We start from the raw sequence: 11,472 nt of genomic DNA, 5'->3' as shown, positions 1-11,472 counted from the left end.
GTCGTTGTCGCGGCCGCTTCCGCTGCCGAGGTCGCAACGGCCGCCGTTTCCACCGCCGTGGTCGTTACCGCCGCCGTGGTCGTTGCCGCCGCCGTTTCCACCGCCGTGGTCGTCGCCGCTGCCGTTTCCACCGCCGTGGTCGTTTCCGCCGCCGTGGTCGTTGCCGCCGTCGTTTCCACCGCCGTGGTCGTCGCCGCTGCCGTTTCCGCCACCGTGGTCGTTACCACCGCCGTTTCCACCACCGTGGTCGTTTCCGCCGCCGTTACCGTTTCCGCCGTTGCCCGCGTCGCTACTGCCGTTTCCGCTGGTGCCTCCGGTACTGCCGGGCTTCCCGCCCTTGTCCGGCTTCTGGCCGTGGGATGTGCTGCCGGCCGTTGTCGTCGACGGGCTCTTGGTCGGGGGTGTGCCTGGCGTCTCGCTGGTCGTCTTCTTGATCTGGGTCAGCGTTCCGTCTTCAGCCACCTTGTAGATCGTCCCCTTGAAGGTCTTGACCTGCGCGATCCGGCCCGAACCGGAGAGCGACAGCGGCATGCCGGGACCGGAGCGGGCCGCCTGACCGGCGGTGATCTCCGATTGCAATTCGTTGTGGATGTCGATGACGGCCACGCGACCGCGCTGGACCGTGGTGGCCGACATGGTGCCTTCGGTCGAGACCGTGAACACGGTGCCCTTGACGACCGCCGCCATATAGGGCGTCTCGACGGCGAGCCGGATGTGCCGGGCGGGATCGACCTCGACCTGCGCGCTGCCGGTCCGCTCGAAGACGTCGGTCATGCCGCCCTTGGCCCGGTCGGAGACCTTGATGAAGCTGTTGGGGGCAACGGTGATGGTCACGCCGGCGCGCCTGATGGTGAGCGCGCCCGAGCCGAGCGTCTTGACTGCTTCACCATCGCCGACGCGGTCGCCGGCGGCAAGACGCACCCACTTGCCCCCATCCTGGCGATAAGCCGTGCCCGTTACGGCAGCAACCTGCCAGTCGTCGCCCGCGACAGCGTCCGACAGGGCCACGCTCGAAAGCAGAAACGCCGAGAAGAGATATCCAAGTGTCTTCATCATGCCTCCATCACACCTCTTCAGGCATGCGACACAAACCTTGCGCGGCTATTAAGGACCGGAAATCTGCGAGCTATTTATTGTGAACTTTGCATTCCGTGGTTAATTCGATCGCGATGTGCATCAAAATCTCCGGCCCCTCCGCTCGTTTTTCGCGCTTGACCGGCGGAGCGATCCTTGATTGGATAAGTGGATACACAGATCCAGTGAGCCCGTTCCGCCATGCCGCTGTCCTTCGCCACCGATCCCTCTGCCGGGTCCACCGCTGAACAGGAGGCCTATCGCCACCTGTTGCAGGGCGTGCGCGAAGGCCGTTACCGGGCGGGCGACCGGCTGATTCCGGAGGATATCGCCACCGAGATCGGCATGAGCCGCATGCCGGTGCGCGAGGCTTTCCGGCGGCTCGCCGCCGACGGGCTGGTGCTGATCCGTCCCAACCGCGGTTGCGTCGTCGCCGGACTGACGCTCGACGAGATCTCCGAGACCTTCGAGATGCGCTCGGTGCTGGAAGGGCTGGCGGTGCGCTGCGCGTTGCCGCAGATGACGGCCGACAGTTTCGACGAGCTCGAACGCCTGCTCGATCGCATGGAGCGGGCGGGGGCGGCGAGCGGCGGCGACTGGGTGCTGCGGCACCAGGAGTTTCATGCCGCCATCTACAACCTGAGCCGCCGGCCCAAGCTGATCCGCCAGATCAACGCGCTGCATGTGGTGATCGAGCCCTACATGCGCATCTGGTTCGATTATGTGAACAAGCCGCTCAGCGCGCGCGACGAGCATCAGGGGCTGATCGATGCCCTGCGCGCCGGCGACGTGAAGGCGGCCGAAGCCGTCATGCAGGACCATATTCTCGGCACGGCAGCCTTGCTGGCCGACTACGCAAGTCCGGATCGCCGCTGACCGCGGCGATGCCGACAGAGACCCCGGGCAAGACGGACAACAATCCGCCCCGGGCTTCAGGGTGAGCTGCGCTCCGCAGCCCAACGAAAAGGGGAATGAACATGAAGTCTCTCGTTCTGGCGGCGCTCGGCGTCGTCCTCGCTACCGCCGTGCCCGTCGCCCATGCTGCGGATGCGCCGAAATCCATCACCATCGCCACGGAAGGCGCCTATGCGCCGTGGAACTTCGTGACGCCCGACGGCAAGCTCGACGGCCTGGAAATCGATCTGGCCAATGATCTGTGCGCGCGCATGAAGATCGAATGCAAGATCATCGCCCAGAACTGGGACGGCCTGATCCCCTCGCTGCAGGTGGGCAAGTTCGACGTGATCATGGCCTCCATGTTCATCACCGACAAGCGCCTCGAGGTGATCGACTTCACGCGCACCTATGCGGTGGACCCCTCCGCCTTCTCGGTGCCGAAAGACAGCGATCTGGGCAAGGCCATGGCCAATGACGCCGAGCAGTTCAACCTCAACGACGAAGCCAAGGCCAAGCCGGCGATCGACAAGCTGCGCGAACTGCTGAAGGGCAAGGTGGTCGGCGTGCAGTCGGCGACGGCCAACCTCGAGTTCCTCAAGAAGTATTTCGCCGACGACATCGAGATCCGCGAATACAAGACCGTGGAAGAGCATGACCTCGATCTGGCCGCCGGTCGCATCGACGCCGTCTTCGCCCAGAAGACCGCTCTTGCCGCCACGCTGGCCAAGCCGGAGTTTGCCGACTTCACCGAAGCCGGTCCCGGCTTTGACGGCGGCGTGTTCGGTCGCGGTACCGGCGCCGGCGTGCGCAAGGCCGACACCGCCCTCAAGGACATGCTGAACAAGGCGATCGACGAAGCCATTGCCGACGGCACCATCAAGAAGCTGTCGGAGAAGTGGGTCCACTCGGACGTGACGCCCAAGAGCTGATCGCTCGCCCGCACCTGGCCGGCTCCCGCCGCGGGGCCGGCCGCCCGGGCTCATGCCGTTCAGGCTCCGCAGCGCTGATCGGCAGGGGCTCGCCTGGCGCGGACAGGTCGTCCCTGTCCCCACGCGCCATCAGGTCATAGGCTCGCTTGCATGTCCGAAATCTTCGCGCTTCTCGGCTTCGGCCCGGAAGGATGGGCCGCTGCCCTGCTGCTGGCGGCGGGGCTGACGCTTGTGCTCTCCCTTGCCGGCTTTGCGCTGGGGGCGCTGTTCGGGGCCTGTGCGGCCGCTGGTCGCCTGTCGCCCTGGCGTTTGCCGCGCCTGCTGGCGCAGGCCTATGGCACACTGTTTCGCGGCATCCCGGATTTGCTGACCATATATCTGCTCTATTTCGGCGGCTCGGTGGCCCTCACCGGCTTCAGCCATCTCGTGGGGATCGAGGGCTTCGTCGGCATGCCGACCTTCGCCACGGGGACGCTCGCCATCGGCATCATCTCCGGCGCCTATCAATGCGAGGTGCTGCGCGGCGCCTATCTTGCCATCGACAAGGGCCAGTTTGAAGCGGCGCGTGCGCTGGCGCTGCCGCCGTGGATCACGCTTTCCCGCGTGATCGCCCCGCAATTGCTGCGCGTCGCCCTGCCGGGCCTTGGCAATGTGTGGCAGCTGGTCCTCAAGGATTCGGCGCTGATCTCGGTGATCGGCCTCGTCGAGCTGATGCGGCAGGCGCAGATCGCCGCCGGAGCGACGCGCGAGCCCTTCGTCTTCTACACCGCCGCCGCCGCGCTCTATTTCCTGATCGCCTCGGTTTCCACCCGCGTCTTCCGCCATGCCGAAGAGTGGTCGTCGAGGGGGATGGTGCGATGATCGATCTCACCTTCTATGCCGAGATCCTGCCGCGCCTGATCGCCGGCCTGCCGCTGACGCTGGAACTGGCGGGATTGTCGGTGACGCTCGGCTTCTGCCTTGCGCTGATCCTTGCCCTGGCACAGCGGCACGGCGTGATCATTCCGGCGATCGTGCGCGGCTTCGTCGCCGTGTTCCGCGGCACGCCGCTCCTGGTGCAGATCTTCCTCATCTACTATGGCATCGGCCAGTTCCGGCACGGGCTGCAGGCAATCGGCCTGTGGGGCCTGTTCCGCGAGCCCTTCTGGTGCGCGACGCTGGCGCTGACGCTCAACACGACCGCCTATGGCAGCGAGATCCTGCGCGGCTCCATCGCCTCGGTTCCCGGCGGACTCAGGGAAGCGGCGCGCGCCCTCGGCCTCACGCGCTTCCAGACGCTGCATCGCATCGTGCTGCCGCTGGCGCTGAGGCAGGCGCTGCCGAGCTATGGCAACGAGATCATCCTGATGATCAAGGGCACCTCGCTTGCCTCCATCGTCACGCTGATGGAAGTGACCGGCATCGCCCAGGGCATCATCTCGGAAAGCTATCGCGCCATCGAGGTGTTCGTCGGCGCGGGGCTCATCTACCTCACGCTCAATTTCACCATCATCCGCCTGGTGGGAGCGCTGGAAACGCGCCTCTCCCGCCATCTCCGACGCGACGGCAACACGGGCGGCAAGCCCGTCGCCGCCAATCTCGGCAATGTCCACTGACCCTGAAAGCGGCCTGAAAGACCATGCGCGACTTCGAAAAGCCCACCCGTTCCACCGTGGTTGCCCGCGAGGCCATGGCGGCCACCTCGCATCCCAGCGCAACGCTCGCCGCGCTGCGCATCCTGGAGGCCGGCGGCAACGCCATGGACGCGGCCATCGCCGCCTGCGCGGTGCAATGCGTGGTGGAGCCGGGCTCGACGGGCATCGGCGGCGACTGCTTCGTGCTCTATGCGCCGCAGGGCAGCGACAAGGTGATCGCCTACAACGGCTCGGGCCGGGCGCCGGCCGGCCTGACGCTCGACTGGTTCCGGGCGCGTGGCCTCACGTCCATCCCGCGCAACTCGGCTGGTGCCGTCACCATTCCCGGCGCCATCGACGCCTGGACGCGCCTGCACGGCGATCACGGCAGCCTGCCCTTTGCGCGCCTGCTCTCGGACGCCATTCGCTTTGCCGAGGACGGCTATGCCGTGGCGCCGCGCGTGCATCGCGACTGGGCAATCGAGGAGACCTTCCTCACCGATCCGTCGGCCCGGCGGATCTTCCTCAAGGACGGCCGCGCCCCGGCCATCGGTTCGGTGCACCGCCAGCCGGAACTGGCCGGCACGTTGCGCAAGATCGCCGTCCACGGTCGTGACGCCTTCTATACGGGCGAGGTGGCCGAGGACATGGTCAGCCACCTCAACGCCCATGGCGGGCCGCATACGCTCGAGGATTTCGCCACGGCTGCCGGCGAATATGTGACGCCGATCCGCACGGTCTACCGCGACCACGAGATCCATGAGTGCCCGCCCAACGGCCAGGGCGTCATCGCGCTGATGATCCTCAACATTCTCTCGCGCTTCCCGGCAACGGGCGATCCGTCCGGCGCCGACCGGCTGCATGTGGAGATCGAGGCGACGCGGCTTGCCTACGCGGCCCGCGCGGGGCTTCTGGCCGATCCGCGCGTCTCGCCGGTGCCGGTGGAGGAGCTGTTGTCCGACGCCATGGCCGACCGGCTCGCGGGGATGATCGATCTTACCCACGCCCTCCCTGAGCTGCCGGCCTTCGACATGCCGCTGCACCGCGACACCGTCTATGTGACCGTGGTGGACAAGGACCGCAATGCGGTCAGCTTCATCAACTCCATCTTCGATTTCTTCGGCTCCGGCATCGTGGCGCCGCGCTCGGGCGTGACGCTGCATAACCGTGGCGAGAGCTTCTCGCTCGACCCCAACCATCCCAATGTGGTGGCGCCGGGCAAGCGGCCGCTGCACACCATCATCCCCGGCATGGTGACGCGGGGCGGCAAGGTGGTGATGCCCTTCGGCGTGATGGGCGGCTATTACCAGGCCATGGGCCACGCCCATCTCGTCTCCAAGATCCTCGACTATGGCCTCGACCCGCAGATGGCCATCGATCTGCCGCGCGTGGTGCCGGTCTCGGGCAAGCTGGACGTGGAGGCAGAGAAGACGCTTGATCCGCGCACGGCGGCCGAGCTGGAGCGGCGCGGCTTCCGCATCGTGCCGTCGCCTGACCCGATCGGCGGCGCGCAGGCCATCAGGATCGACTGGCAGAACGGCACGCTGGCCGGCGCCTCGGAATCGCGCAAGGACGGCTGCGCGCTGGGGCTCTGATACTTGGTCCGTTCAGTTCGGACTCGTCCGAACCGAACGGGTTGCGGCCTGACCGGCCGGCGCCTCTTCTGCGCTTCCGGTTCCGATTGATCTTGCCCGAAAGGTCGAAATCAATCGGAACCAGCATGACAGAGCGGACGAAGACCCGGTGATACCGAGGTCATCTTCAATGACACTCGGTATCACCGGGCCTTGGGCAGACCATTTGCGTGCATCAAGGAGCGCCTGGGGCGCTCCCGTCAATAAATCCGCTTGCCTTCCGCGTCGAACAGCAGCGCCTTGTCGGGGCTGAAGCGGGCGGTGAGGGTCTCGCCGCTCTTGCCGGCCTCGCGGTGGCTGGCCGAGATGGTGACGAGGTCGGAGTTGCCGGAGACGGCGCGGGCGTAGACCAGCGTCTCACCGCCCAGATGCTCCAGAATGTCCACGACCACCGCGATCGAGGCGCTGCCGGCCTCGTCGAAATGCTCGGGACGGATGCCGAAGGTGACGGGCGTGCCCGTGGCAAGACCGGTGGCCTTGACGGAAACCGGGACGGTCACGTCGCCGAAATCGGGCAGGCGCACCAGGGCCTTGCCCGCTTCCGTGCCGGCGATGACGCCCTTCAGGAAGTTCATCTTCGGCGAGCCGATGAAGCCGGCGACGAACAGGTTGGCCGGGTTGTCGTAGAGGTCGAGCGGCGCGCCCACCTGCTCGACGATGCCCCCGCGCAGCACCACGATCTTGTCGGCCAGCGTCATCGCCTCGACCTGGTCATGGGTCACGTAGATCACGGTGGCGCCGAGCTTGCGGTGCAGCTTGGCCAGCTCGATGCGCATGTGCACGCGCAATTCGGCATCGAGGTTGGACAGGGGTTCGTCGAACAGGAACACCTTGGGATGGCGCACGATGGCGCGGCCGATGGCGACGCGCTGGCGCTGGCCGCCCGAAAGCGCCTTCGGCTTGCGATCGAGCAGCGGTTCGAGTTCGAGAATGCGCGCGGCGTCCAGAACCTGCTTCTCGATCTCCGGCTTGGGCACGCCGGCAAAGCGCAGGGCAAAGCCCATGTTCTCGCGCACCGTCATGTGCGGATAGAGCGCGTAGCTCTGGAACACCATGGCGATGCCGCGCTTGGACGGATCGACGTCGTTCATCCGCTCGCCGCCGATCTCCAGCGACCCCGAGGTGATATCCTCAAGGCCGGCGATCATGCGCAGCAAGGTGGACTTGCCGCAGCCCGACGGGCCGACGAACACCACGAACTCCCCCGACTTCACGTCGAGATCCACGCCCTTGATCACATTCACCGTGCCGAAGGATTTGGTAATGTCCTTGAGCTGCAATCCGCTCATTTGAAAGTCTCTCCTGTGGGCCAATCCGGTGGGAGGGCCGTTACTTGCCGGCGCCAGCGGTCAGGCCAGCGATGAACTTGCGTTGGAAAATCAGATAGGCGAGCACCAGCGGCGCGATCACGATCACCGCGCCGGCGGTCAGAACCGGCGTGTTGACGGTGTAGCGCCCCTGGAAGAACAGCATGCCGAGCGGCAGGGTGCGGTAGGCGTCGTCGTTGACGAGGATCAGCGGGATCAGGAACTCGTTCCAGGTCCAGATGAACAGGAACAGCGCCAGGGTCGACATGGCCGGCACCATCAAGGGCAGGATGACGTGCCAGAGGATATGCCGGCGCGAGGCGCCGTCGAGGATGGCCGCTTCGAGGATCTCGTCGGGCAGCTGCTGCATGGCGCTGGCCAGGAAGATGGTGGCAAATGGCATGGACTGGGCGATCTGCGGCAGGATCACCGCCGCATAGGTGTTGGTGAGGCCGAGATAGCGCATCTCGTAATAGAGCGGGATGATGAAGGCCTCGGCCGGCACCATCATGCCGATGGTGAGGACAACGAACAGCGCCTTGCGGCCCGGGAAGCTCAGGAAGGCAAAGCCGAAGGCCAGCAGCACGCCGAGCACGATGGAGAACACCACCACCGGAACGACCACGAAGATCGAGTTCCAGAAATAGACGCCGAAATGGCCGTCGATCCAGGCGTGCAGGTAATTCTCGAAATGCGGATAGTCGGGCAGCACGAAGGCGCCGCGCATCAGATCCGGCTGGCTCTTCACCGAGGTGAGCAGCAGCAGCGAGAAGGGGAAGATGGTGAGAAGGCCGAAGAACCACAGCGTCAGGCGCAGCGGCAGGGCGGTCCGGTTGAGCTGCGACGACATCAGTTGGCTCCCTCGTCAGCCGGGCGCACCAGGCGGTGAATGGCGTAGTTGACCGTGAAGATCAGGATGGCGCCGATGATGGCGACGGCCGCGGCATAGCCGAAGCGGTTGAGCTGGAAACCGAGCTGATACATGTAGATGTTGGGAACCAGGGTGGCGTTGGCCGGGCCGCCGCGCGTCATGGTGAAGATGAGGTCGAAGCTCTTGATGGAGGCGATCACGGTGAGCAGCAGCACCACGCGGATCTCCGGCAACAGGAGCGGCAGCGTCACGGTGCGGAAGGTCTGCAGGCCGGTGGCGCCGTCGACCCGGGCGGCGTCGAACAGGTTGGGATCGAGCCGCTGCATGCCGCTCATGAAGATGACCATGCAGAAGCCGAAGAAATACCAGGTGGCCACCAGCCCGACTGCCGGCAGCACGAAGGTGAAATCACCCAGCCAGGGCAGCGCCAGCGAGCCGAGGCCGAGCAGGCGCAGGCCCTGGTTGATCGGGCCGAAGGCGGGATTGTAGAGCCAGGCCCAGATGATGCCGAGCACGGCGGTCGGCATGATATAGGGCAGGAACAGCATGGTGCGCAGCATGAGCTGCTCGCGCGGCTTCATGTTCCACAGGATGGCCGCAAGCCCGATGCCGAGGCCGAGCGGCAGCACGCAATAGAACACCATCAGCTCGGCGTTGTTCTTGAGCGACAGATAGAAGCGCTCGTCGGAGAACAGGCCGGCATAATTCTGCAAGCCGACCCAGGTGGGCAGGCCCAGGCCGTTCCAGTCGGTCAGGCTGATGCCCACGGCCGACACGATGGGGCCGAAGACGAAGGCTGCATAGAGGATCAGCCCGGGCAATATGTAGATCAGGTTCTTGTGCACCGGCGCGTCGAGCTTGGATCGCAGCTTCATCGGGGCCTTCTCGGAAATTGGAGAGCGGGAAGGTACCCGCGCGGAACATGGCGCCCCGCGCGGGTGTTGACGATTACTTCTTGGAGGCCAGATAGGCCTGGTAATCGGCGTCGATGGCGCCGACGAAGTCTTCCGGCTTCATGTCGCCAGCCAGCAGGTGCGGGGTGGCGTCGTCGATGGTCTTGAGCAGCGTCGGCGCGGACCAGTCGGGATAGTGACCGAGCGCGTTGTTGGCATTGACCTGCTTCCACATGGCAATGCCTTCCTTGAGCAGCGTCGAGGCCTGGAAGTCGGCATTGTCAGGCAGGATGGTCGACGGCAGATAGCCGGCCTTGGCCCAGGTCAGCGCAGCTTCCGGCGACACCATGTAGTTGATGTATTCGCCGGCGAGATCCTGCGTCGCCTTGTCCTTGGCGAGGCTGGTGATGGACCAGGCCAGGTCGACACCACCCACGGTCAGCGGCTTCTCGACACCATGCGGCGCCGGGAAGGGCATGAAGTGGATGTCGGGGTTGTTCTGCATGTCGCCGAAATACCAGGTTCCGGAGATCAGGAAGGCGCCCTGCCCGGCCACGAAGAGCTGGACGGCGTCATCACCGGAAATGCCCTGGAAGCCCGGGTAGAAATAGCCACCGGTGGCCCACTTCTGGATCAGGCTCGCCGCGGTGACGTTGCCTTCGGTCTTCCACGAACCGCCGCGACCGTAGATCAGGTCGTCGAGCGTCGAGCGCTTGGCGGCGTCCACATGTGCCTGGCTGACGGTGGCGATCATGTGCAGCGCCATGTGCTGCTTGGACGTGCCGATCATGAAGGGCGCAATGCCCTTTTCCTTGAGCTTGTCGAGATCGGCGGTGAACTCGTCGAAGTTGGTCGGCACGGGCAGACCGGCGTCTTCGAGCACCTTCTTGTTGTAGAAGAGGCCAACCATCTCGCCGAGGCCGGAGATGCCGTAGGTCGGGCCTTCGCCGAACTGGCCCTTGTCGGACCAGCGATCGCGGGCGATCAGCGAATCCGACTGCAGCTTGTCCCAGCCGAACTTGGTGATATAGGCGTCGACCGGCTGCAGCAGGCCTTCCTTGACCATGGTGCCCATGTCGCCGGCACCCTGGTTGACCTTGGTCACCATCGGGCCGTCGCCGGCGGAGACGGCGAGCTTCAGCGTCAGCTTCATGTCGTCGAAGGTGCGGGCGGTGCGGTTGATGGTCACACCGGGATGGGCGGCTTCAAAGGCCTTGTTGAGCTGCTCGATGGTCGCGCTCTGGCCCTCGAAGGTATAGTCGTCCCAGACGTTGAGCCCGTCGGCCTGCGCCGACTGCACGACGGCGAGGCCGAAGACGCAGGCCGCAATCGCGGAGCCCGTCGCCTTCAATGCCGTAAGGCCGAGGCTTTTCTTACCAATATTTCGCATGACATTCTCCCCTTGTGTTGTGTAGTCAATGTCGACCTGTACAGATCACAGCGAACATAATTGTTTCCAGATCTCACAAAGAACGACACATTGTTCAGCGTGAGACTTGTTTCGGCTGCCTGCCTTATATTTTCTCCTTCTACCTACTTTCATCATGCCGCGCGAGACGCTAGAATCGCGCTGATTTATTCAGCCTGGGAATCGGCGCTCAGGCCTTGCCCTTGAAAAGGACCCTGCTACATGACCGACAGCCGCACTCTCGCCATCCGTCCCGCGCGCGACGCCGATACCGATGCTCTCTATGAAATCTGCCGCCGCACCGCCGATGCGGGGCAGGACGCCACCGACCTTATGAGCGATCCGCGACTGGCTGGTGACGCCTGGGCGGTTGCCTATCTGAAGTTCGCGCCCGACTTCGCCTTCGTGCTGACGGCGGGCGATGCGCCCATCGGCTACGTGCTCGCCACCGACGACAGCCTCGCCTTCGGCGCCCGGCTCGATCGCGACTGGTGGCCGGCGGCCCGGGCGCGCATCGAGGGGCGCGAGCCGACCAGCCCCATGGACGCCATGGCCATGGGCCGCATCCGCCACAGCGAGCCGACCGCCGACTGGCTGGTCAAGGACTATCCGGCGCATCTGCACATCAACGTGCTGCCGCAGGCCCAGGCCTCGGGCTGGGGCCGCCGCATGATCGAGACCGAGCTCGACGCGCTGCGCGCGGCCGGCGTCCGCGGCGTGCATCTCGGCGTGCACCCCAGCAACACCAAGGCCATGGGCTTCTACCGCCACGTGGGCTTCACGGACCTGAGCCGCGACGGCCACGTGATCTTCGGCATGAAGTTCACGGACTGACGGGTTGCTTCC

At 65.4% G+C, this 11,472-nt stretch carries 11 protein-coding genes; 6 read left to right on the top strand and 5 right to left on the bottom strand.

Features of this window, described 5'->3' with window-relative positions:
* A partial coding sequence (locus L2I41_RS17020) for a FecR domain-containing protein (protein WP_237154779.1) occupies positions 1-1,053 on the bottom strand: 1,053 nt, incomplete at its 3' end.
* Between the two features lie 222 nt (positions 1,054-1,275).
* Here L2I41_RS17020 and L2I41_RS17015 point away from each other — a divergent pair.
* The 5 genes from L2I41_RS17015 (at position 1,276) to L2I41_RS16995 (ending at position 6,108) form a co-directional block, all read left to right on the top strand.
* A complete protein-coding gene (locus L2I41_RS17015; protein WP_237154778.1) occupies positions 1,276-1,950 on the top strand; it encodes a GntR family transcriptional regulator in 675 nt (224 codons plus the stop codon).
* A gap of 101 nt (positions 1,951-2,051) precedes the next feature.
* Positions 2,052-2,900 (top strand): transporter substrate-binding domain-containing protein, encoded by an 849-nt coding sequence (locus L2I41_RS17010; protein ID WP_390634380.1) that lies wholly within the window; start codon positions 2,052-2,054, stop codon positions 2,898-2,900.
* Positions 2,901-3,050: 150 nt separating this feature from the next.
* Complete coding sequence (locus L2I41_RS17005) at positions 3,051-3,761, top strand: ABC transporter permease (RefSeq protein ID WP_237154776.1); 711 nt, start codon at positions 3,051-3,053, stop codon at positions 3,759-3,761.
* Positions 3,758-4,495 (top strand): ABC transporter permease, encoded by a 738-nt coding sequence (locus L2I41_RS17000; RefSeq protein WP_237154775.1) that lies wholly within the window; start codon positions 3,758-3,760, stop codon positions 4,493-4,495. The genes L2I41_RS17005 and L2I41_RS17000 overlap by 4 nt, the downstream gene beginning before the upstream one ends.
* Positions 4,496-4,518: 23 nt before the next feature.
* The gene (locus L2I41_RS16995) at positions 4,519-6,108 is read left to right on the top strand and encodes a gamma-glutamyltransferase family protein (RefSeq protein ID WP_237154774.1); all 1,590 of its coding nucleotides are present in this window, start codon (positions 4,519-4,521) and stop codon (positions 6,106-6,108) included.
* Between the two features lie 239 nt (positions 6,109-6,347).
* Here L2I41_RS16995 and L2I41_RS16990 read toward each other — a convergent pair whose 3' ends face one another.
* The 4 genes from L2I41_RS16990 to L2I41_RS16975 form a co-directional block, all read right to left on the bottom strand.
* On the bottom strand, positions 6,348-7,436 hold the full coding sequence (locus L2I41_RS16990) for an ABC transporter ATP-binding protein (protein WP_237154773.1): 1,089 nt from the start codon (positions 7,434-7,436) through the stop codon (positions 6,348-6,350).
* A 40-nt stretch (positions 7,437-7,476) separates the two neighbouring features.
* On the bottom strand, positions 7,477-8,304 hold the full coding sequence (locus tag L2I41_RS16985; protein WP_237154772.1) for a carbohydrate ABC transporter permease: 828 nt from the start codon (positions 8,302-8,304) through the stop codon (positions 7,477-7,479).
* Complete coding sequence (locus tag L2I41_RS16980; RefSeq protein ID WP_237154771.1) at positions 8,304-9,200, bottom strand: carbohydrate ABC transporter permease; 897 nt, start codon at positions 9,198-9,200, stop codon at positions 8,304-8,306. The genes L2I41_RS16985 and L2I41_RS16980 overlap by 1 nt, the downstream gene beginning before the upstream one ends.
* A 73-nt stretch (positions 9,201-9,273) precedes the next feature.
* The gene (locus L2I41_RS16975) at positions 9,274-10,608 is read right to left on the bottom strand and encodes an extracellular solute-binding protein (RefSeq protein ID WP_237154770.1); all 1,335 of its coding nucleotides are present in this window, start codon (positions 10,606-10,608) and stop codon (positions 9,274-9,276) included.
* Positions 10,609-10,848: 240 nt separating this feature from the next.
* Here L2I41_RS16975 and L2I41_RS16970 point away from each other — a divergent pair, with 240 nt between their 5' ends.
* Positions 10,849-11,460: a GNAT family N-acetyltransferase gene (locus L2I41_RS16970; RefSeq protein WP_237154769.1), complete on the top strand. Its 612-nt coding sequence runs from the start codon at positions 10,849-10,851 to the stop codon at positions 11,458-11,460.
* The last annotated feature ends 12 nt before the right edge of the window (positions 11,461-11,472 follow it).

The sequence above is a fragment of the Oryzibacter oryziterrae genome (genome assembly GCF_021864535.1).
GTDB lineage: Bacteria > Pseudomonadota > Alphaproteobacteria > Rhizobiales > Pleomorphomonadaceae > Pleomorphomonas > Pleomorphomonas oryziterrae.
This window is presented reverse-complemented; position numbering and strand designations above follow the sequence as displayed.